Below are 22,346 nucleotides of genomic sequence, written 5' to 3'. Positions count from 1 at the left end.
GGCGTGCTCGCCACTCATGTATCCGCCCCCTTCGTTTATATCGCCACGCGCATTGGAAGAGCCAGGCGCGCACTTGCGCAAATAAAGGCATCCCCAGCCGTCATCTTGGGCGTTCCGCCGTGTAACGTGCCGACATCGTTGCCTGCCGAAGACGCCGGCCTCAGACTTACACCACCGCCTCACATCTCCAGACCATGGCTGGGAATTTTTGTATTTTCAGCAGGTCTATCCTGCCGACATGCCAAGAGCCTGTTGCTCTGTAGCGCGCCAAGGAAGCCAATCATCATGCGCATTCTCGTAACCGGCGGAGCCGGATTCATCGGCTCTGCACTGATCCGTCACCTCATCCACGACACCCCGCATAGCGTCCTCAACCTAGACAAGCTGACCTATGCCGGCAATCTGGAGTCGCTGGCAGAGGTGCAGGGCAGCGATCGTTATCAGTTCCTGCAAGCCGACATCGCCGATCGCGAGCGCGTGGCCGAAGCGCTGCTGGAATTCCAGCCAGACGCCATCATGCATCTGGCCGCCGAATCTCACGTTGATCGCTCCATCGACGGCCCGGCCGAATTCATCCAGACCAACATCGTCGGTACCTATCAACTGCTGGAAGCCGCTCGTGCCTACTGGCAGACGCTGCCCGAAGGCCGCCGCCAGGCGTTCCGCTTCCATCACATCTCCACCGATGAGGTCTACGGCGACCTGCACGGCGTCGACGACCTGTTCACCGAAACCACGCCCTACGCACCCAGCTCGCCCTATTCGGCCAGCAAGGCCTCGTCGGACCATCTGGTTCGTGCCTGGCAACGTACCTACGGCCTGCCGGTGCTGATCACCAACTGCTCAAATAACTACGGGCCTTATCACTTCCCCGAGAAGCTGATTCCGCTGGTGATTCTCAACGCGCTAGATGGCAAGCCGCTGCCGGTGTATGGCAACGGCACCCAGGTGCGTGACTGGCTATTCGTCGAGGACCACGCGCGCGCGCTGTTCAAGGTCGTCAGCGAAGGTAAGGTTGGCGAAACCTACAACATCGGCGGCCACAACGAGCAAAAGAACATCGACGTGGTACGCGGCATCTGTGCCCTGCTCGAAGAACTGGCACCGCAGAAGCCGGAAGGTTTGGCACGTTATGAGGACCTGATCACCTTCGTCAAGGACCGTCCCGGCCACGATCTGCGCTATGCCATCGACGCCAGCAAGATCGAGCGCGAGCTCGGCTGGGTCCCGCAGGAAACCTTCGAGACCGGTCTACGCAAAACAGTCGAGTGGTACCTGAACAATCTGGAATGGTGCCGTCGCGTTCAGGACGGCAGCTATCAACGTGAGCGCCTTGGCGCGCTGGAGAACGCATGAAAGGAATCATCCTCGCCGGAGGCTCCGGCACCCGTCTGCACCCCATCACCCTGGGCGTATCCAAGCAGCTGCTGCCGATCTACGACAAGCCGATGGCGTATTACCCAATCTCGGTGCTGATGCTGGCCGGGATTCGCGACATCCTGCTGATCTCAACGCCGCAGGACCTGCCGCAGTACAAGAACCTGCTGGGCGACGGCAGCCAGTTCGGTGTGAACTTCAGCTACGCCGAGCAGCCGTCACCGGACGGCCTGGCTCAAGCGTTTCTGATTGGTGAAGAATTCATCGGCGACGACTCGGTGTGCCTGATCCTCGGCGATAACATCTTCCACGGTCAGCATTTCACCGAGAAGCTGCAGCGTGCCTCGGCGCAGCAGAAAGGCGCCACGGTATTTGGCTACTGGGTCAAGGATCCGGAGCGCTTCGGCGTGATCGACTTCGACGAAAACGGCAAGGCGCTGTCGATCGAAGAAAAGCCTGCCAAGCCGAAGTCCAGCTACGCCGTGACCGGCCTGTACTTCTACGACAACGATGTGGTCGAGATCGCCAAGTCGATCAAGCCATCGCCACGCGGCGAACTGGAGATCACCGACGTAAACAATGCCTACCTCAAGCGTGGCGATCTCAACGTCGAGCGCTTCGGCCGCGGTTTCGCCTGGCTCGACACCGGCACCCATGACAGCCTGCTTGAAGCCTCGCAGTACGTGCAGACCATCGAACACCGCCAAGGGTTGAAAGTCGCCTGCCTGGAAGAGATTGCCTACCAGCACAAGTGGATCGACCGCGAGCAACTGCTGCGCCGCGCCGATGCCCTGGGCAAGACCGGCTATGGCCAGTACCTGTTCAAGCTGGCGGGTGAAACCGCATGAAGATCATCGAAACCGATATTCCCGACGTACTGATCATCGAGCCCAAGGTCTTCGGTGACGAACGCGGGTTCTTCTACGAGAGCTTCAACGCCGCGGCCTTCGAAGCCGCGACGGGACTCAAGCGCACCTTCGTCCAGGACAACCATTCCAAGTCCCAGCGCGGCGTGCTGCGGGGCCTGCACTATCAAATCCAGCAGCCCCAGGGGAAGCTGGTGCGGGTCGTGGCTGGCGAAGTGTTCGACGTGGCGGTGGACCTGCGGCGCAGCTCGCCCAGTTTCGGCCGCTGGGTCGGTACCCACCTGAGCGCACAGAATCAGCGTCAGCTTTGGATTCCGGAAGGTTTCGCGCACGGCTTCGTGGTACTCAGCGAGAGCGCCGAGTTCCTCTACAAGACCACCGACTACTACGCGCCGGCCCATGAGCGCTCGTTGCTCTGGAACGATCCGCAGATCGGCATCGATTGGCCATTCAGCGAGCCGCCTCAGCTGTCGCAGAAGGACATTGACGGCAAGGTACTCAGCGAGGCGGAGCTGTTCGCATGAAAATTCTCATCACCGGTAGCAGGGGGCAACTGTCTCGGGAGCTGCAACTGGCACTCGCCGGTGAAGGAAAGGTGCTCGCCCTGGGTCACAACGTTCTGGACCTGGCCAAACCGGCGGAGATTCGCCGGCAGGTTCGCCTACTGCGTCCCGACCTGATCATCAACGCGGCTGCCTATACCGCCGTCGACTCGGCGCAGGCTGATCGCGATCAGGCCTTCGCAGTGAACGCCATCGGCCCCGGCGTGCTAGCCGAGGAAGCGGCCGCTCTTGGCGTGCCGCTGATTCACTACTCCACCGATTACGTCTTCGACGGTCGCAAATCCGAGCCGTATCGGGAGGAGGATCAGCCAGCCCCTTTGAGCGTGTACGGCGAAAGCAAGCTGGCCGGTGAGCAGGCGGTTCAGGCGGTCGGCGGCAAGCATCTGATTCTGCGTACCAGCTGGGTCTACTCATCGCACGGTCACAACTTCTTGCTGACCATGCAGCGCCTGCTGCAGGAGCGCGATTCGCTGTCGGTCGTCGACGATGAAATCGGTGCGCCGACCTGGGCTGGTACCCTCGCCACGGTCACCGCCGAGCTGGTGCGCAAATGGCGCAACGGCAGCGGCGGCCCCAGCGGGCTCTATCATCTGACCGCCAACGGCGAGACTTCCTGGTACGGCTTCGCCTGCAGCATCGCCGAACACCTGAGCCAGCAGGGTCGCCTGCGCGCCAGCCTCGAACCCATCCTGTCCAGCGACTACCCCACCGCCGCTCAGCGCCCGCTCAATTCGCGCCTCAACTGCTCACGCTTGCAGCGCGACTGGAACATCGAATTGCCAGACTGGGAAGACGTCTTGCATCAGTGCCTGAACAGCCCGCGCAACGTGCAGACCGGGCAAGACGCCGTCGCTGCGCAGAACGTCTGATTCCGGATCGAAACCAAGCGACGGCCCTGCGGCGCTGTTCGAGTCCCCAACGCGCATGTCCCGAACGCGCATGTCCCTGGCGCGCATGTCCCAAACGGGCACGGCCCTAACGCGCAAGTTCTGAACGTGCATAATGTCGCCCGGACAACAGGCACGCACGCATGACCGCATCCCTTTCTACTCGCCGCCCACGCTGGCGCAACCTGGCGTTGCTGGCGCTGCTGCTCGCGCCATTGCTCTGGCCATTGCAACAGCTGACCGAGCGCTACTACCGCAACGAGCTGATCGAACAGAACCGCCAGACGCTGGATCTCTACGTCGCCAACCTGCTTGGCACTTTACGCCGCTACGAAGTCCTGCCGCGCATTCTGGGCGACCTGCCGGACCTGCGCAGCCTGCTGCGTGACAGCCAGAGCCCAGCCCTGATCGACCGGGCCAATCGTCTGCTGAACCGGCTGCGCCAGCAGACCGGCGCTGATGTCATCTACCTGATGGACACCAACGGCCAGACCCTGGCGACCTCGAATTGGAATGCCGAAGACAGCTTCATCGGCCGAAACTTCGCCTTCCGTCCGTATTTCCGCCAGGCCATGGACGGCCAGCTCGGGCGCTTCTACGGCCTAGGCAACACCTCCGGTAAGCGCGGCTACTATTTCGGGGCAGCGGTGCGCGACAGCCAGGGGATTCTCGGCGTGCTGGTGGTCAAGGTCGATCTGGACCACACCGAAACGCTCTGGGGCAATACGCCCGAGCAACTGCTGGTCACCGACAATTTCGGCGTGGTCATTCTTACCTCTCGCCCTGACTGGCGGTTTCGCGCCAGCCGTGCCCTGGATGCCGAGGAGCGCGAGCAGATCGCCTTCGACCAGCCCTACCCCACAACCACGCCACAAAACCTGACGCTGGACATCGAACGCTGGCTGATCCAGAGCCGCGAACTGAAGGAAACCGGCTGGACGGTCCGTATCCTGGCGCCGATCAACCTGGTCGAGCGCCCGGTGCGCACCGTGGTTGCCATCGGTGGCGCGACCCTCGCCGCGCTGTTGCTGCTGCTCGGCCTGTGGATGCAGCGGCGACGCCACTTGCTGGAGCGCATGGCCATGGACGCCAAGGCCCGACAGCAACTCGAACGGCGCGTGCAGGAGCGCACGCAGGATCTGGAAGCCCTCAACAGCCGGCTCAAGCAGGAAGTGCTCGAACGCGAGCAGGCGCAGCAGGAACTGGTCCGCGCTCAGGACGAACTGCTGCAGGCCGGCAAGCTCTCGGCGCTGGGCACCATGTCGGCGAGCATCAGCCACGAACTTAACCAGCCGCTCGCCGCCATCCGCAGCTACGCCGATAACGCTGGCGTGCTGCTCGATCAGCAACGCAACGAGGAAGCTCGCGACAACCTCAAGTTGATTAGCGAACTGACCGCGCGGATGGCCTCGATCATCGCCCATCTGCGCGCGTTCGCACGGCGCGATCGGCATGCACCTGAACGGGTCGCCCTGCAACCGGCATTGGACGACGCGCTGGCATTGCTGGCCAAACGAAGACAAGCCATGGGCGTCGAGCTGATCCGTGACCTGCCGGAAGCCACTCTCTGGGTTCAAGCAGGCGAGACACGGCTGCGACAGATTCTGTCCAACCTGCTGGCCAACGCGCTCGACGCGCTCAACGAGCGACCACCGGCGCGGCGTATCTGGCTACGCGCCGAACGTACGGACGATGGCGTGTTGCTGACGTTGCGCGACAACGGCCCGGGGTTTTCCGACGCGGCACTGCAGCGCGCTCGGGAGCCCTTTTTCACGACCAAGACCAGCGCCCAGGGCCTCGGGCTGGGACTGGCCATTTGCGATACCCTGATCCGCGCCCTGGATGGCGAGCTGAAAATGGCCAACCATCCCGAGGGCGGCGCCCAGCTCAGTCTCTATCTGCAATCCGCCGATCCCGGCGTCGCCTTCCCCAGCGAGGACTAGCATGACCAGCCAGATCGACCCGCAGTTTCAGGTAGTCCTGGTCGATGACGATCCCCATCTGCGCAAGGCGCTGAGTCAGACGCTCGACCTCGCCGGGCTCAAGGTCCTCAGCCTGGGCGATGCGCGCGGCCTGTCGACCCTGTTGCCGGTTAACTGGCCCGGCGTGGTGGTTACCGACATCCGCATGCCCGGTCTCGATGGCCTCGAACTTCAACAGCAGTTGCATGCGCTCGACAGCGAGCTACCGGTTCTGCTGATCACTGGCCATGGCGACGTTCAGCTGGCCGTGCAGGCGATGCGTGCCGGTGCCTACGACTTTCTCGAGAAACCCTTCCCCAGCGAGGCGCTGCTCGACAGCGTGCGTCGCGCCCTGGCGCTGCGTCAGCTGGTACTCGACAACCGCAGCCTGCGTCTGGCGCTGGCCGACCGGCAGCAGCTTTCGATGCGCCTGCTCGGTCAATCGCCGGCCATGCGGCGCCTGCGCGAGCAGATCGGGGCGCTGGCTGGCACCCAGGCCGACGTGCTGATCCTTGGCGAAACCGGTGCTGGCAAGGAGGTGGTGGCACGCGCGCTACACGACCTGTCCAGTCGCCGTAATGGCCCATTCGTCGCGATCAACGCCGGCGCGCTGGCTGAGTCGGTCGTCGAAAGCGAACTCTTCGGTCACGAGGCGGGCGCCTTTACCGGCGCGCAGAAGCGCCGCATCGGCAAATTCGAATTCGCCAATGGCGGCACTCTGTTCCTCGACGAGATCGAAAGCATGAGCCTGGACGTGCAGGTCAAACTGCTGCGCATGCTGCAGGAGCGGGTCGTCGAGCGGCTGGGTGGCAACCAGACGATCCCGCTCGACATCCGTGTCATCGCCGCGACCAAGGAAGACCTGCGCCAAGCCTCTGATCAGGGCCGTTTTCGCGCCGACCTCTATTACCGACTGAACGTCGCGCCGCTGCGCATCCCGCCGTTGCGCGAGCGCAGCGAGGACCTACTGTTCCTGTTCCAGCATTTTGCCGAGACCGCCGCCAACCGCCACGGGCTGCCGATCCGCGAACTACGTCCCGAACAGCGCGCGCAGTTGCTCAGACATGCCTGGCCGGGCAACGTGCGCGAGCTGCAGAACACTGCGGAGCGCTTCGCCCTAGGGTTGGAGCTGGGCCTCGATGATCGAGCCCGGCATGCCGACGGCACGGCGGACGCGGCGGGAAATGCGCTCAACGAGCAGGTCGATGCCTTCGAACGCGCGCTGATCGCCGCCGAGCTGGCGCGACCGCACGGCTCATTGCGCAGCGTCGCCGAAGCCCTCGGTCTGCCGCGCAAGACGCTGCACGACAAGCTGCGCAAGCATGGGCTGGTCTTCAGTGATACTGGCGGAACCTCGCCGGACGACGGCGAATAGCTGGCGGATTTCCGCCAGCATGCTGTGCGCCAGTTCACAACGGACATATCCAAGACCGGGTTGCCACGCCGCTGCAACAGTTGCCTGGGCTAGATAACCCGCGCCGTCGAATCCGTCCCGAATCGTCAAAAGCTACGAGATAGACATGTCGGCCTGATAAATATTCGTCAGCATTTCGCCACTACACCAGTAAACTCTCGCACCGCGAGACAAGTGCGTGCTTCTGGCACAGCACTTGCTCTCGCTAATCCATGAGCCGGCAAGCGAGCCTAGCGCGCAGCGATTTTTTCAATGACGCCTAGACTGGTCTTGCTGACTTCACCGAGTTGCCTCGCCAACGCGGCGGCTCAATCCACAACAAGAGGAAACACAACAATGTTCAAGCTGACTGCCACGGCGCTTGCCTGCGCTCTGTCACTGGGTATCGCGGGTCTGGCCCAGGCCGCTGATCCGATCACGATCAAATTCTCCCACGTGGTTGCCGACAACACGCCGAAAGGCCAGGGCGCCAACCTGTTCAAGAAGCTGGTAGAAGAGCGTCTGCCCGGCAAGGTCGAAGTTCAGGTCTACCCGAACTCCTCGCTGTTCGGTGATGGCAAGGAAATGGAAGCCCTGCTGCTGGGCGACGTGCAGCTGATCGCCCCGTCGCTGGCCAAGTTCGAGCATTACTCCAAGGGCGTTCAGGTATTCGACCTGCCGTTCCTGTTCGACGACATCCAGGCGGTAGACCGCTTCCAGCAGAGCGAAGCCGGCCAAGGCCTGCTGCGCTCCATGGAAGACAAGAACATCACCGGTCTGGGCTACTGGCACAACGGCATGAAGCAGCTGTCGGCCAACAAAGAACTGCGCGAGCCGAAAGACGCCCGTGGTATGAAGTTCCGCGTTCAGGCTTCCGCCGTACTCGACGAGCAATTCAAAGCCCTGCGCGCCAACCCGCGCAAGATGAGCTTCGCCGAGGTTTATCAGGGTCTGCAGACCGGCGTGGTCAACGGTGCCGAGAACCCCTACTCGAACATCTACTCGCAGAAGATGCATGAAGTGCAGAAGCACATCACCGAGTCCGACCACGGTCTGCTCGACTACATGCTGATCACCAACACCAAGTTCTGGAACGGCCTGCCCGACGATGTTCGCGGCGAGCTGGAAAGCATCCTGGCCGAGGTGACCGTCGAGGTGAACAAGCAAGCCGACGCGCTGAACCAGAAAGCCAAGCAAGACATTTTGGCTGCCGGTACTACCGAGATTCTGGTGCTGACTCCGGAAGAGCGGGCTAAGTGGCGCGAAGCCATGAAGCCGGTCTGGAAGAAGTTCGAGAACGAAATCGGTGCTGACCTGATCAAGGCCGCCGAAGCGTCCAACGCTCAGTAAGCCTGAAGAGAGGGCGGGCACAACTCGCCCTCTCCGTTGCGACAGCTACAACACCGATAGATCAGTGAAAAAAGAACCCGACCAGGCAGTCATCGAGGCAAGGCGATCCCGAGCCTGAGGTCTGGACGAAAACAAGCGTTTTTCATTGCTCTATAAACCGGTCACCACACCGGCTCATGGCGAACGTTCTGTACGCCCGTCAAAACAAAATGCATTCCATCGGGAGATGTCATCCATGAACGCCCTCCGGCGCGTCTGGGACCACTTCGAGGAGGCTTTCATCGCCTTCCTGTTGGCCGCCATGACGCTGGTGACCTTTGTTTATGTGGTCCTGAACAACCTCTACACCATTTTCTACAGCCTCGCGGACAGCTTTCCAGCGGCTGAAGACTTCTTCTTCGCAATCGGCGATTTCGTTATCGGCTTCGCCCAGGCGATGACGTGGAGCACCGCGTTGACCAAGGCGCTGTTCGCCTGGCTGATCTTTACCGGCCTCGCCTACGGCGTACGCACCGCCGGCCATATCGGTGTCGATGCGCTGGTCAAGCTCGCGTCGCGCCCGGTACAGCGTTACATCAGCATCCTCGCCTGTCTGTTCTGCCTGGGTTACGCCGGCCTGATGACGGTGGCCAGTTTCGAATGGATCCAGGCGTTGTTCGTCGCCAACATCGGCGCCGAAGACCTCGGCCATATCGGCGTCAAGCAGTGGCATATCGGCATGATCGTGCCCATTGGTTTTGCCATGGTGTTCATCCGTTTCGTTGAAATCTTCGTGCGCATCCTGCGTAACGAACAAACCGGGCTGGGACTCGCCGATGAGGCCGCCGAGGCACTTAAGCTCGGTGAAGAGGAGCCGAAATAATGACTATCCTGTTCCTCTTCGTGGCGCTGTTCGCGCTGATGTTCATCGGTGTGCCGGTGGCCATTTCTCTCGGCCTGGCCGGCTCGCTGACCATCCTGCTGTTCAGCCCGGACTCGGTCACCTCACTGGCGATCAAGCTGTTCGAGACCTCCGAGCACTACACGCTGCTGGCCATTCCGTTCTTCCTGCTGGCCGGTGCCTTCATGACCACCGGTGGCGTGGCGCGTCGCCTGATCGATTTCGCCAACGCCACTGTCGGTCACATCCGCGGTGGTCTGGCCATCGGTGCGGTAATGGCATGCATGCTGTTCGCCGCGCTCTCGGGTTCGTCGCCTGCGACCGTAGCGGCCGTGGGTTCCATCGCCATCGCCGGCATGGTCCGCTCCGGCTATCCGCAGGCCTTCGGCGCCGGTATCGTCTGTAACGCCGGTACCCTAGGCATCCTGATCCCGCCGTCGATCGTCATGGTGGTCTACGCCGCCGCGACCGAAACCTCGGTAGGCAAGCTGTTCATGGCTGGTGTGGTCCCGGGCATTCTGCTTGGCGTCGCACTGATGGCGGCGATCTACATCATCGCGGTGAAGAAGAACCTTCCGGCAATGCCGCGCGCGACCTTCCGCGAGTGGCTGTCTTCGGCACGCAAGGCACTCTGGGGCCTGCTGCTGATGGTGATCATCCTCGGCGGCATCTACAGCGGCATGTTCACGCCGACCGAAGCGGCGGCGGTGGCGGCGGTGTATTCGGCCTTCATCGCGATATTCGTCTACAAGGACATCACCATTCGCGATTGCCCGAAAGTGCTGCTGGAGTCGGGCAAGCTCACCATCATGCTGATGTTCATCATCGCCAACGCGATGCTGTTCGCCCACGTGCTGACCACCGAACAGATTCCGCAACAGATCACTGCCATGGTGCTCGAGGCCGGTCTACAGCCTTGGATGTTCCTGCTGGTGGTAAACATCGTGCTGCTGGTTGCCGGTGCCTTCATGGAGCCGTCGGCGATCATCCTGATCCTGGCGCCGATCCTGTTCCCGATCGCCGTGCAGCTGGGCATCGACCCGATCCATCTGGGCATCATCATGGTGGTGAACATGGAAATCGGGCTGATAACACCGCCGGTGGGACTGAACCTGTTCGTCGCCTCGGCCGTGACCGGTATGCCGGTGACTCAGGTAATCCGTGCAGTCATGCCATGGCTCGCGATGATGCTGGCTTTCCTAGCTCTCATCACCTACGTGCCGTCCATCTCGCTCGGCCTGCCCAATCTGCTAGGGATGTAACCGCTCCAGACGCATCCAGCCCGGCCTTGTGCCGGGCTTTTTTGTGCGCGCTTCAGAGCGCCAACACGTCCGCCGGGCGACGACGGAACCAGCCGGTCAGCGACAGTCGGTCGGTCTGCGTGACCAGCACTTCATGCGGGAAACTCCCCGATAGAAAAACCACCAGATTGCCGGCCAGTGGTGGGATATCCAGGCTCGAACCATCGGCCAGGTACATGCGCAGCTCACCGCCATCGGCCGCTCGCCAATCCGGATTCAGATAGAGCACGGCGCTGACGCAACGGCTGTCGTCATCGCGGAAGCGGTCCAGATGCGTCTGATAGAAGGCGCCGGGCGGATAGAGCGCAAAGTGGCACTCGAACTCTTCCAGGCCGAGAAACAGCTCGCGGTTGAGCGCCTGTCGCAACTCGTCCATCAGCGTCAGGTAGGCATCGCAGACCGCCGCCTGCCCTTCTTCCAGCCAGTGAATGTGGTCGCCGCGAATGCCTTCGCGCACCGCCTGCTCCTCACCGCGGCCAACCCCGGCCGGCGCCAGCGCACCTTCGGCATAGCGTCTGCGGCACTCATCGGCCAGCTGGCGGGTCACATCACTGGAAAGGAAAGCACTCTGCAACGACCAGCCGCGCGTGGCGAGGTCGTCGATGATGGTAGAGAACGGCAAGGACGTGACTCCAATGGGCTGATGGCGTTTCTCTACGGCCTTCGGCAGGCCGGAGTAAAACAGCGGATGAGTCTAGCAGCAGCGCTTTCGCTGCTCGACAAGCCCGGGTTGCGACGCCGAAAATAAACCGCCGCCACAAAGGAGCTTCCATGCGCGCCCTTATTGCTTGTGTATTGCTTGCCTTGAGCCTGAACGTTTGGGCCGATAGCTACGATGAACTTTACGAGGCGGCGGGTTGGACCGAACAACGCGCCAACTTTTCTGACGCCCTGACAGCCGCGCAGCAACGCTACAAGAACAGTTTGCCGCCAGCGGTTTACCAAGCGCTGGTGACCAACAGCAACCGACGCTTCGCCGTCGACGCCATCGACCAGCGCGCCAAGCAGGCGCTACGGCAGAATCTGTCCGACCCGCAGCCAGCGCTTGATTTCTTTCAATCACCACTGGGCCGCAAGGTGGTTTCGGCGGAAACCTTGGCAGGCCGTCGCGAACAGCTCACCCGCTACGAAAATGGCTTGCCACGTATGGAGGCCGGCAGCAATCGGCAGCTGCTGATCCGCCATTTGGCCCAGGCCTTGCCGGCGGCCGAAGCGGGCGCCGAAGTCAGCCTGGCGTTGGCCGGTGTCGCAGCCGACAGTCTCAGCCAGATGATTCCCGGCCTGCTCGGCGGCGGCCAAGCACAGGGCTTGCTGGACAGCCAGCGCGAGCGCTTGCAACAGCAGGTCGAGAGCGATCTGGACAATACCTTGCTGTACATCTATCGCGATCTGGAAGATGCCGAACTGGAGCAGTTCGTCGAATTCGCCCAATCGCAAGCAGGCCAGGACTATTACAAGGCCGCGCTTCAGGCGCTGCGTGCCGGCCTGGCGGCCGATACCGGCGAGCCCGGCGTCCAGGCGCAAGCCGTTACTTCAACCGTTCACTGAGAAAATCGAGATACTCGCGACGAAGCCCTTCGCGCTCATTGACCAGGTGATGCCGCGCGTCAGGTAGACGCAAGATCTCAGGGGCGGTGAATTTACCTTCGAGAATCGGCAGGTTGTGCTGCCAGTCGACGGTCATGTCCGCCTCGCCCTGAACGATGATCGGACTATGGGGGCTCGGCGGCGCACTCTCTATGCGCGGAATCCAGCGTGACAACGCGCCGACCCAGGCGGTCGGCAGGATAGTCGGCTGCAGCGGATCGTTCGACTGAATGAACTCCAGAAACACCGGGTCGCCCGAGTTTTCGCTAAAACGCCGCGGAATCTGTTTGACGAAGCGGCGCATCACCTCGTAACTGAAGCGGGACCAACCCCAGGCACGCGGTCGCACCAGCGGTGCCAGCAGAATGCCGCGGCCCAGGTGCTCCGGCTGGCCGAGCAGATACTCCAGCACGATCGCAGCGCCAGTGCTCTGCCCCAGCAAATGCCAGGGCTGCGGCAGCTTCAGCTCGGCCGCTTCATGCAGCAGGCCCTGCAGCACCGCCTGGTATTCGTCGAACTCGTTGATGCTGGCGCGCGGTCCGCTGGACAATCCATGCCCCGGCAGGTCGCAGGCCAGTACCGCGAAGCCCATCCGCAGCCCCCAGTCCACGACGTGCCGGTAAAGTCCCATGTGGTCGTAATAGCCGTGCAGGATCAGCAGCGTCGCCACCGGCTGCTCAGGGCTCCAGGCCTGCACGGCTACTTCGTAACCATGTACCGCAAAGCAGCCAAGGCGCCGCCGGACGTTGCGGTGATGAGGCAGATCTAGGCCGTAGTAAGCCTGGTACGCATGTGCATCGGCGGTCAGCTCGGCACCGTGGCTGATAGGGCGCAGCTGAGCGCGCAGTGCATCGGGATCGATTAGCGAAGGCATGACGGGTTTTCTGGCTCGAATTGACGGCGATATTCAGCTCTGCTGCGTGACGTGGCAAGCTGACGCCCCCACCGAAGAGCGCCGCCATGTCCGTACGCCACAAATATCTGATCGCGGCACTCATCGCCCTGCTCTGGGGTGGCGCCATGCTGGCAGCCTTCTGGTGGTTCGAAGCGCGCTATCTGCGCACCTTCGAAGGCGAGCGCGCCGAGCTGTTCTCCGGAGACGCGCTGCAGCTGCCAGCCGAGTTGCAGGGGCCCGGCCCGGTGCGCTTCGTGCATTTCTGGGATCCGGGTTGCCCCTGCAACGTCGGCAATCAGCAGCATCTGGAGGAACTACTGACGCGCTTTGCCGGCGCGGAGACCGAGTTCTATGCGGTGCAGAAACCTGGCAGTACCGGACGCCTGTCGCAGCAACTGGCGGCGCTGAAACCGCTCGACAATCTCGCTGGTGCCGACCAGCTGCCGGCCAGCCCGGCGGTGGCCATCTGGGACACCCAGGGCCGACTCGCCTATATCGGCCCCTACAGTGAAGGCGCGGTATGCAGCTCGGACAACAGCTTCGTCGAGCCCATTCTCGAGGCAGTGCTGGCTGGCCGCGAAGTGCGCGCGACACACTCCTTGGCGGTGGCCTGTTTTTGCGACTGGAACGAGACAACACCTGAATGACGATGGAGCCGGCCTGAAGATTCAGGCCGGCGCGCCAGGCAATTCGTTGCGTCAGCTATGCGCCGATGGCGGCGCCACCACCGTATTGGTGGCCGCCGGACGCCAGTTTTGCGTACTGGTTTCATCCATGGCCTGACGCATGGAGCGAACACGGCGCTTCTCGGTACGACGGCTGACGTACCAAGCGATGAAAGTCGCGAATGACACCACCAGCAGGATCAGACTGGCTACCGCGTTGATTTCCGGCTTCACGCCCAGGCGCACGGCCGAGAAGATTTCCATCGGCAGCGTGGTCGAACCGGGGCCGGAGACGAAGCTGGCGAGCACCAGGTCGTCCAGCGACAGGGCGAACGAGAGCATGCCGCCAGCAGCCAACGACGGCGCGATCATCGGCATGGTGATCAGGAAAAACACCTTCCAGGGCCGCGCGCCGAGGTCCATCGCCGCTTCCTCGATGGATTGATCGAGTTCGCGCAGACGCGCCATCACCACCACCGCGACATACGCAGAGCAGAACGTAGTGTGCGCAATCCAGATGGTCACGATGCCCCGTTGCGCCGGCCAGCCCACAAGCTGCGCCATGGCGACGAATAGCAGCAGTAGCGACAGGCCGGTGATCACTTCGGGCATCACCAGCGGCGCCGTCACCAAGCCGCCGAACAGCGTGCGACCGCGGAACACCGGAATGCGCGTGAGCACGAAGGCCGCCATGGTGCCCAGCGCCACCGCGGCGATGGCGGTGTACAGGGCGATCTCCAGCGAGCGCATCACCGCGCCCATCAGCTGACTGTTATCCAGCAGCCCGACGTACCACTTCACCGACCAGCCGCCCCACACCGTTACCAGCCGCGAGTCGTTGAACGAATAGATGACCAGGATGACCATCGGCAGGTAGATGAACAGCAGCCCAAGCACCAGGATCAGGTTGGAAAAGCTCCAGCGCTTCATAGCTTGCCCTCCAGTTCCTTGGCTTGGTTTCTGTTGAACAGAATGATCGGCACCAGCAGGATCGCCAGCATCACCACCGCCAGAGCGGAAGCCACCGGCCAGTCGCGGTTGTTGAAGAATTCTTGCCAGAGCACCTTGCCGATCATCAGCGTCTCGGGGCCACCGAGCAATTCGGGAATGACGAACTCGCCCACCACCGGAATGAACACCAGCATGCAGCCGGCAATGATGCCGTTCTTCGACAGCGGCACGGTGATCTTCCAGAAACTCGTGAGGCTGCGCGCGCCCAGATCCGAAGCGGCCTCGAGCAGGCTGAGGTCGTGCTTCACCAGGTTGGCGTAGAGCGGCAGGATCATGAACGGCAGGTAGGAATAAACCACGCCGATGTAGACGGCGACGTCGGTGTTGAGAATGCGCAGGGGTTCGTCGATCAGCCCCAGTCCCATCAGCAGGCCATTGAGGATGCCGTTGCTACTGAGAATGCCCATCCAGGCGTAGACGCGAATCAGGATTGCCGTCCAGGTCGGCATCATGATCAGCAGCAGCAGCACGGTTTGCAGATCCTTGCGCGCCCGGGCGATGGCATAGGCCATCGGGTAGCCGATCAGCAGACACAGCAGCGTGCTGAAGAACGCGATCTTCAGCGAGCCGGCATAGGCCGCCCAGTACAGGTCGTCCTCGCTGAGGAAGATGTAATTGCCGAGGTTGATCACCACCTGCAGCTGTTGCTCGGCGTAGGCGAAGATCTCCGTGTAGGGCGGGATCGCCACGTCCGCCTCGGAGAAGCTGATCTTCAGCACGATAGCGAACGGCAACAAGAAGAACAGGAACAGCCACAGGAAGGGTACGCCGATGACCAGTCGGCGCCCGGTATTCAAGCGTGAGCGGCTCATGCCTGCAGCACCACGCCGCTGTCATCCCACCAGTACACGTAAATATCCTCTTCCCAGGTCGGCCACTTCACGTGGCGCTCGGAGTTGGCGAGGAACGCCTGAACCAGATGCCCCGACGGCAGTTTGATGTAGTACACCGAGTGCCCGCCGAGATAAGCGATGTCATGCACGATCCCTTTCGCCCAGTTGTAGCCGGGCCGCTGCAATTCCGGTAGCTCGGTACCGATCAGCATTTTTTCGGGGCGCAGCGCGTAGGTAATCTGTTTGTCCTGAGCGCGGGTGCTGATTCCGTGACCCACGTAGATCGGGTTTTCAAGCCCGGGGCAGGCAATGACGGCATGGTCTTCGACGTCTTCGATCAACTCACCGTCGAACAGATTGACGTTGCCGATGAACTCGCAGACCAGCCGGCTCGCCGGCGTCTCGTAGATATCCATCGGACTGCCGACCTGAGCGATCCAACCCAGATGCATGATGGCGATACGCTCGGCCATGGTCATGGCCTCTTCCTGGTCATGGGTCACCATCACGCAGGTCACGCCGACGCGCTCGATGATCTGCACCAGTTCCAACTGCATCCGCGAGCGCAGCTTCTTGTCCAGCGCACCCATGGGCTCGTCGAGCAGCAGCAGCTTGGGTCGCTTGGCCAGCGAACGGGCCAGCGCCACGCGTTGACGTTGGCCGCCCGAGAGCTGATGCGGCTTGCGCTTGGCGTACTGGGTCATCTGCACCAGTGCGAGCATCTCGTTGACGCGCTCCTCGACCTCGGCCTTGGCCAGGCCATCCTGTTTGAGGCCGAAGGCGATGTTCTGCGCCACCGTCATGTGCGGGAACAGCGCGTAGGACTGGAACATCATGTTGATCGGCCGCTCATAGGGCGGCATATCGGTGATGTCCTGGCCGTCGAGAAAGATCCGCCCTTCGGTAGGCCGCTCGAAGCCCGCCAGCATGCGCAGCAGGGTCGACTTTCCCGAGCCCGAACCACCGAGCAGCGCGAAGATTTCGCCCTGGTGAATGCTCAGCGAGACATCATCGACCGCCACCGTTTCATCGAATTTCTTGGTGACGCGGTCGATCTTCAGCAGCACCTGCTTGTTCTGGCTCTCTCCGGTGAGGGCCTTTTTGTAGGCGCTGGAGGCAACGGCCATGCGCGAACTCCCGATTGAAAGAAAAGGGCCCGGACAGCGCCGGGTGGTATCGATTCGAGTGAGCGCGGCGCTAGTGAGCCGCCGCGCCCGTGGCCGTTACTGGCCGGACTTCACCTTGGTCCAGCTACGCGTTTTCAGACGCAGCACCTTCTGTGGCAGTTCGGCGGAGACATACAGTCGGTCCAGCACTTCTTGAGACGGATAGACCGAGGGATCGTTGCGCACTTCTTGATCCATCAACTCGCCCGCGTTCACGTTGGGGTTGGCATAACCCACGTAATCGCTGACCTGCGCGATTACCTCCGGTTTCAACAAATAGTTGATGAACGCATGGGCTTCGTCGACGTTTTGTGCATCGGCAGGAATGGCCAGCATGTCGAACCAGAGGTTGCCGCCCTCCTTGGGGATCGAATAGGCGATGTCGATGCCCTTGCCCGCCTCGTCGGCGCGGGCCGCGGCCTGGAAGACGTCGCCGGAGAAGCCAGCGGCGATGCAGATATTGCCGTTGGCCAGATCGGACACGTATTTGGAGGAGTGGAAATAGCGCACGTAGGGGCGCACTTCCAGCAGCTTGGCTTCGGCCTTGGCGTAGTCGTCCGGGTTCTCGCTGTTGGGATCGAGCCCCATGTAATTGAGCATCGCCGGGATCATCTCGTCGGCCGAGTCGAGGAAGGCGATCCCGCAGCCGGCCAGCTTCTTGGCGTTTTCCGGCTCGAACAGCACGGCCCAGGAATCCACCTTCTCGATCCCCAGCGCGGCGGTAACCTTCTCGACATTGTAGCCAATGCCATTGGTGCCCCAGAGATAAGGCGCCGCGTAGGCATTGCCGGGGTCGTTCTTCTGCAATTGCTTGAGCAGGCCCGGGTCGAGATTCTCCCAGTTCGGCAGTTTGCTCTTGTCCAGTTCGCGGAACGCGCCGGCGCGAATCTGCTTGCCGAGGAAATGGTTGGAAGGCACTACCACGTCATAGCCGGTGCGGCCGGCGAGCAGTTTGCCCTCGAGGGTTTCGTTGGAGTCGAAGACATCGTAGACAGGCTTGATGCCGGTCTCCTTCTCGAACGCTTCCAGCGTCGTCTCACCGATGTAATCCGACCAGTTGTAGATATGGACGGTGGCGGCCTGCGCAGAGGCGGCGCCGCCAACGGCAGCGGCGATGATGAGCGACTTCAGTGTCGAGTGCATGGGATTGTCCTCTTGTTACAGACCGCGCCTGCCACAGCGGGCGAAAGGCGGGCTGTTTATTGGAAAAACCTCTAAAAATCAACTGGCAGAACGCAACTGGCGTGCGTGACTGCCTCAGGATAAGAACGACGCATGAGGCGTGCCGGGCAGAAAAATGCGGCTGTGTGCATGACATCCCCCCCAAATAAAGCACCGACACAGCACCCAGGCCGCTCGCGAGAGCCAGCCTGAGCGCTCCAACATCAACGACCCATCACCGGCCGGATTTGATCTTGGTCCAGCTGCGGGTCATGGTCCGCTGGGTCTTCGGGTCCAGGTCGGGGAAGGTGTAGAGCTTCTGCAGCACCGCCTGGCTCGGATAGATGCCCGGGTCGGTACGGATCGCCTCATCCACCAATGGAGTCGCCGCTGCGTTGCCGTTGGGGAACTGGACGTAGTCGGTGATCGACGCCATCACCTCCGGCTTCATCAGGTAGTTGAGGAATACATGCGCGCTTTCGACATTCTTCGCATCGGCCGGGATGGCCAACATGTCGAAGAAGGTGCCCGCGCCTTCCTTGGGAATGTTGTAGCTGACCTTGACCTTGTTGCCAGCTTCCTCGGCACGCGCCTTGGCCTGGTAGATGTCACCGGAATAACCGATGGCGACGCAGACGTTGCCGTTGGCGAGATCGGAGATGTATTTGGAGGAATGGAAATAGGCCACGTTCGGGCGGATCTGCATGAACAGTTCCTCGGCCTTTTTCAACTCATCAGCCTTGCTGCTGTCCGGCGCGTGGCCGAGATAGTGCAGCGCTGCCGGGAGGATTTCGGTCGGCGAATCGAGGAAGGAGACGCCGCAGGCTTTCAGCTTTTCCATGTTCTCGGGCTTGAAGACCAGATCCCAGGAATCCACCGGAGCATCTTCACCGAGCACGGCCTTGACCTTCTCGGCGTTGTAGCCGATGCCGATGGTGCCCCACATGTACGGGACCGAATAAAGGTTGCCCGGGTCGCTCGGTTGCAGGGCCTTGAGCAGGTCTTTGTCGAGGTTTTCCCAGTTCGGCAGCTTGGACTTGTCGAGCTTCTGGAACACGCCAGCCTTGATCTGCTTGGCCAGGAAGGGGTTCGACGGCACTACCACGTCGTAGCCGGAACTACCGGCCAGCAGCTTGGCTTCCAGCACCTCATTGCTGTCGAAGACGTCGTAAACGACCTTGATGCCAGTCTCCTTGGTGAAGTTCTCCAAGGTGTCTTCGGCGATGTAATCGGACCAGTTGAAAACGTGCAGGACCTTTTCTTGGGCCTGCGCAGCGCCGGCAACTGCGCCAGCCAGCGTCATCGCGAGTAGGGTCTTGGCAAAGGGTTTCATCCGTGCAGCTCCTGTTGTTGTCATGTATCGGCTAAGGACAGGTCACGCTGAGGCCACCCTCATTGCACCTGGACAGCTAATGGCTGTGCCGGCATCGACACACCCCTCGGTAAGTCAGGCCAGAACAGGCGCGCAGTCTGGCAAGGTCGGTGGCTGTTTTTCAACAGCCCGAACGTTAGTTCATTTAGCCCTGAACACACCGTTGCCGGCACGCCCATGTCAGCCCAACGCGTCTTTGGCGGTTGCGTCCAGGCACTGCCGAACCTTGCCGATCAGCTCGTCGATCTGCTCTTCGTTTATCACCAGCGGCGGCGAAATGATCATGGTGTCGCCCACCGCGCGCATCACCAGACCGTTGCGGAAGCAATGCTCGCGACAGAGCATGCCCACGCCCGGATCGGCGAAACGCTCGCGGGTTTTCTTGTTCTTCACCAGCTCCAGCGCACCGAGCATGCCGACGCCACGCGCCTCGCCGACCAGCGGGTGCTCGACCAGCTCACGCCAGCGAGATTGCAAATAGGGTGCCGTCTTCGCCTTGACCCGTTCGACGATTTTCTCTTCACGCATGATGCGGATGTTTTCTAGCGCCACAGCGGCGGCCACCGGGTGCCCCGAGTAAGTGAAGCCGTGATAGAACTCGCCGCCCTCGTTAAGGGTGTGCACCACTTCGTCGCGCACGACTACGCCGCCCATGGGCAGATAACCGGAGGTCAAGCCCTTGGCGATGGGCATCAGGTCAGGGGCGTTGCCGTAATGGTCGCTGCCGAACCATTCGCCGGTACGGCCGAAGCCGCAGATGACTTCATCGGCAACCAGCAGAATGTCGTAGCGGTCAAGAATTTCGCGGACCTTCGGCCAGTAGCTGTCCGGCGGGATGATCACACCGCCAGCACCCTGGATCGGCTCGGCGATAAAGGCGGCAACCTTGTCTTCGCCCACTTCACGGATTTTGTCCTCCAGCTGCTGCGCGACGCGTATACCGAATTCTTGCGGATCGAGATCACCGCCCTCACCGAACCAGTAGGGTTGGTCGATGTGTTCGATGCCTGGAATTGGGCCGTCGCTCTGTTCGTGCATGGCCTTCATGCCGCCGAGGCTGGCACCAGCGATGGTCGAGCCGTGATAACCGTTCCAGCGACCGATGACCACTTTCTTCTGTGGCTGCCCCTTGATCGCCCAATAATGGCGCACCATGCGCAACACGGTGTCGTTGGCCTCGGAGCCCGAGCCGGTGAAGAACACGTGATTCATGCCCTCGGGCGCGATCTCGGCGATCGCCTTGGCCAGCGCCAGAGCTGGTGGGTGGGCGGTCTGGAAGAACAGGTTGTAGTACGGCAGCTCGCGCATCTGCCGGGTCGCGGCCTCGACCAGTTCCTCACGGCCATAACCCAGGTTGACGCACCAGAGCCCGGCCATGGCGTCGAGGATTTTGTGGCCTTCGCTATCCCAGAGATAGACCCCCTCTCCACGGGTGATGATGCGCGTGCCCTTGGCGTTGAGCGCCTTGAAGTCGGTGAACGGCGGCAGATGGTGGTCGCGGCTCAGGGCTTGCCATTGCAGGGTTTGCGAATCACTCATGGTCACCTCTTTTGGTTGGTCCCGTCGTTTGCTTTTGCTCTGGCTTGAAGCTTGAAGCTTGAAGCTTGAAGCTTGAAGCTTGAAGCTTGAAGCTTGAAGCTCCGAGCTTTCGGCTTCTAACTTCCGGCTTCTAGCTGTTGTTAAACCGACAACATCAAGAATTCCCGCTCCCATGAGCTGATCACCCGGTGATAATTCTCCTGCTCGGCGCGCTTGACCGCGACATAGCCGGTGATGAATTTCGGGCTCAGGTATTTGACCAGCTCGCGGCAATTCTCCATGCGTTCCAGCGCGGCTTCCAAGGTCAGCGGCAGGCGCAGGTTGCGGCGTTCGTAACCGCGGCCCTTGACTGGCGGACTCGGGTTCAGCCCTTCGACCATGCCGATGTAGCCGCACAACAGGCTGGCGGCAATGGCCAGATACGGATTGGCGTCGGCGCCCGGCAGACGATTCTCGACGCGGCGGTTCTGCGGGTCGGAATCCGGCACGCGCAGGCCTACGGTGCGGTTTTCCTCGCCCCACTCGACGTTCACCGGCGCCGAGGTATCGGGCAGGAAACGGCGGAACGAATTGACGTTGGGCGCGAACATCGGCAGCAGCTCGGGAATGTATTTCTGCAGACCGCCGACGTGGTGCAAGAACAGCTGGCTCATGGAGCCATCGGCGTTGGAAAACACGTTACGCCCGGTTTCGATGTCCACCACGCTCTGGTGCAGGTGCATGGCGCTGCCCGGCTCGCCGGTCATCGGCTTGGCCATGAATGTGGCGGCGACGTTGTGCTTGAGCGCCGCCTCGCGCATGGTGCGTTTGAACACCAGGATCTGGTCGGCCAGGTGCAGCGCTTCGCCGTGACGGAAGTTGATTTCCATCTGCGCGGTGCCTTCCTCGTGGATCAACGTATCCAAGTCCAGGCCCTGGGCCTCGCACCAGTCGTACATGTCTTCGAACAGCGGATCGAACTCGTTGGCCGCGTCGATGGAGAACGACTGACGGCCGGTCTCCTGTCGCCCCGAACGGCCAATCGGCGGCTGGAACGGGAGGTCCGGGTCCTCGCAGCGCTTGGTCAGATAGAACTCCATCTCCGGCGCGACGATGGGCTGCCAGCCGCGCTCGGCGTACATCTTCAGCACACGCTTGAGGATGTTGCGCGGCGAGATCTCGATGGGGTTGCCCATCTTGTCGTAGGTATCGTGGATCACCTGCGCGGTCGGCTCGATGGCCCAGGGCACCAGGAACACCGCGTCGGGATCGGGGCGGCAGAACATGTCGATGTCCGCCGGATCGAGCAGCTCGTAGTAGATGTCATCCTCGACGTAGTCACCGGTGACCGTCTGCAGCAGGACGCTTTCCGGCAGGCGCATGCCGCGCTCGTCGAGGAACTTGTTGGTCGGTGAAATCTTGCCGCGGGCGATGCCGGTCAGGTCGCTGATCAGGCATTCCACTTCCGTAATCTTGCGTTCTTTGAGCCAGCCAGTGAGCTGGTCGAGCGTGCTAGTCATGATGACCTCAGAGTTGATGAAACGAGCGCCGGGCCGGCCT

Annotated in this window: 20 protein-coding genes; 11 read left to right on the top strand and 9 right to left on the bottom strand. The window is 61.8% G+C overall.

Annotation, left to right across the window (positions count from 1 at the left end; genetic code table 11):
* Positions 1–285: 285 nt before the first annotated feature.
* From rfbB to dctM, 9 genes are all read left to right on the top strand, one after another.
* A complete protein-coding gene (rfbB, locus tag NA647_RS03485) occupies positions 286–1,356 on the top strand; it encodes a dTDP-glucose 4,6-dehydratase (RefSeq protein ID WP_256056434.1) in 1,071 nt (356 codons plus the stop codon).
* A complete protein-coding gene (gene rfbA, locus NA647_RS03480; RefSeq protein WP_256056433.1) occupies positions 1,353–2,225 on the top strand; it encodes a glucose-1-phosphate thymidylyltransferase RfbA in 873 nt (290 codons plus the stop codon). The genes rfbB and rfbA overlap by 4 nt, the downstream gene beginning before the upstream one ends.
* Positions 2,222–2,767, top strand: coding sequence for a dTDP-4-dehydrorhamnose 3,5-epimerase (gene rfbC / locus NA647_RS03475; RefSeq protein ID WP_131649051.1), 546 nt, complete (start codon positions 2,222–2,224; stop codon positions 2,765–2,767). Before rfbA ends, rfbC begins: the two co-directional genes overlap by 4 nt.
* The gene (rfbD, locus tag NA647_RS03470; RefSeq protein WP_256056432.1) at positions 2,764–3,675 is read left to right on the top strand and encodes a dTDP-4-dehydrorhamnose reductase; all 912 of its coding nucleotides are present in this window, start codon (positions 2,764–2,766) and stop codon (positions 3,673–3,675) included. Before rfbC ends, rfbD begins: the two co-directional genes overlap by 4 nt.
* A gap of 161 nt (positions 3,676–3,836) precedes the next feature.
* Positions 3,837–5,636, top strand: coding sequence for a sensor histidine kinase (locus NA647_RS03465; protein WP_256056431.1), 1,800 nt, complete (start codon positions 3,837–3,839; stop codon positions 5,634–5,636).
* Position 5,637: 1 nt separating this feature from the next.
* Complete coding sequence (locus NA647_RS03460) at positions 5,638–7,029, top strand: sigma-54-dependent transcriptional regulator (protein WP_256056430.1); 1,392 nt, start codon at positions 5,638–5,640, stop codon at positions 7,027–7,029.
* A gap of 375 nt (positions 7,030–7,404) precedes the next feature.
* Positions 7,405–8,397, top strand: a complete 993-nt coding sequence (gene dctP / locus NA647_RS03455) for a C4-dicarboxylate TRAP substrate-binding protein DctP (RefSeq protein ID WP_131649055.1) — start codon at positions 7,405–7,407, stop codon at positions 8,395–8,397.
* Between the two features lie 235 nt (positions 8,398–8,632).
* The gene (locus NA647_RS03450) at positions 8,633–9,259 is read left to right on the top strand and encodes a TRAP transporter small permease (protein ID WP_256048903.1); all 627 of its coding nucleotides are present in this window, start codon (positions 8,633–8,635) and stop codon (positions 9,257–9,259) included.
* Positions 9,259–10,539 carry a C4-dicarboxylate TRAP transporter large permease protein DctM gene (gene dctM, locus NA647_RS03445; RefSeq protein ID WP_256056429.1) on the top strand — a complete coding sequence of 427 codons (1,281 nt, stop codon included), beginning with the start codon at positions 9,259–9,261 and terminating at the stop codon, positions 10,537–10,539. The genes NA647_RS03450 and dctM overlap by 1 nt, the downstream gene beginning before the upstream one ends.
* A gap of 52 nt (positions 10,540–10,591) precedes the next feature.
* Here the strand turns inward: dctM and NA647_RS03440 are convergent, their stop codons facing one another.
* Positions 10,592–11,200 (bottom strand): 2OG-Fe(II) oxygenase, encoded by a 609-nt coding sequence (locus tag NA647_RS03440; protein WP_256048905.1) that lies wholly within the window; start codon positions 11,198–11,200, stop codon positions 10,592–10,594.
* Positions 11,201–11,349: 149 nt separating this feature from the next.
* On the opposite strand from NA647_RS03440, the gene NA647_RS03435 reads away from it, so the two are divergent.
* A complete protein-coding gene (locus tag NA647_RS03435) occupies positions 11,350–12,126 on the top strand; it encodes a DUF2059 domain-containing protein (protein WP_256056428.1) in 777 nt (258 codons plus the stop codon).
* Here the strand turns inward: NA647_RS03435 and NA647_RS03430 are convergent.
* Positions 12,107–13,039, bottom strand: a complete 933-nt coding sequence (locus tag NA647_RS03430) for an alpha/beta hydrolase (protein ID WP_256056427.1) — start codon at positions 13,037–13,039, stop codon at positions 12,107–12,109. The two genes, NA647_RS03435 and NA647_RS03430, sit on opposite strands and share 20 nt — an antisense overlap.
* Before the next feature lie 86 nt (positions 13,040–13,125).
* Between NA647_RS03430 and NA647_RS03425 the strand changes: the two genes are divergently transcribed.
* Positions 13,126–13,707, top strand: coding sequence for a DUF6436 domain-containing protein (locus NA647_RS03425; protein ID WP_256056425.1), 582 nt, complete (start codon positions 13,126–13,128; stop codon positions 13,705–13,707).
* 51 nt (positions 13,708–13,758) lie between these two features.
* Here NA647_RS03425 and NA647_RS03420 read toward each other — a convergent pair whose 3' ends face one another.
* From NA647_RS03420 to NA647_RS03390, 7 genes are all read right to left on the bottom strand, one after another.
* Positions 13,759–14,655: an ABC transporter permease subunit gene (locus NA647_RS03420; RefSeq protein ID WP_256056423.1), complete on the bottom strand. Its 897-nt coding sequence runs from the start codon at positions 14,653–14,655 to the stop codon at positions 13,759–13,761.
* Positions 14,652–15,533 (bottom strand): ABC transporter permease subunit, encoded by an 882-nt coding sequence (locus tag NA647_RS03415; RefSeq protein WP_256056769.1) that lies wholly within the window; start codon positions 15,531–15,533, stop codon positions 14,652–14,654. The genes NA647_RS03420 and NA647_RS03415 overlap by 4 nt, the downstream gene beginning before the upstream one ends.
* Positions 15,534–15,544: 11 nt before the next feature.
* The gene (gene potA, locus NA647_RS03410; RefSeq protein ID WP_256056422.1) at positions 15,545–16,696 is read right to left on the bottom strand and encodes a polyamine ABC transporter ATP-binding protein; all 1,152 of its coding nucleotides are present in this window, start codon (positions 16,694–16,696) and stop codon (positions 15,545–15,547) included.
* Between the two features lie 96 nt (positions 16,697–16,792).
* Complete coding sequence (locus NA647_RS03405; RefSeq protein ID WP_256056421.1) at positions 16,793–17,878, bottom strand: polyamine ABC transporter substrate-binding protein; 1,086 nt, start codon at positions 17,876–17,878, stop codon at positions 16,793–16,795.
* A 253-nt stretch (positions 17,879–18,131) separates the two neighbouring features.
* The gene (locus NA647_RS03400) at positions 18,132–19,229 is read right to left on the bottom strand and encodes a polyamine ABC transporter substrate-binding protein (protein WP_256056420.1); all 1,098 of its coding nucleotides are present in this window, start codon (positions 19,227–19,229) and stop codon (positions 18,132–18,134) included.
* A 219-nt stretch (positions 19,230–19,448) separates the two neighbouring features.
* Positions 19,449–20,807, bottom strand: a complete 1,359-nt coding sequence (locus NA647_RS03395) for an aspartate aminotransferase family protein (protein ID WP_256056418.1) — start codon at positions 20,805–20,807, stop codon at positions 19,449–19,451.
* Between the two features lie 140 nt (positions 20,808–20,947).
* The gene (locus NA647_RS03390) at positions 20,948–22,306 is read right to left on the bottom strand and encodes a glutamine synthetase family protein (RefSeq protein ID WP_256056417.1); all 1,359 of its coding nucleotides are present in this window, start codon (positions 22,304–22,306) and stop codon (positions 20,948–20,950) included.
* Positions 22,307–22,346 lie beyond the last annotated feature (40 nt).

It is taken from the genome of Stutzerimonas stutzeri (assembly GCF_024448985.1).
Taxonomy (GTDB): domain Bacteria; phylum Pseudomonadota; class Gammaproteobacteria; order Pseudomonadales; family Pseudomonadaceae; genus Stutzerimonas; species Stutzerimonas stutzeri_AP.
This window is presented reverse-complemented; position numbering and strand designations above follow the sequence as displayed.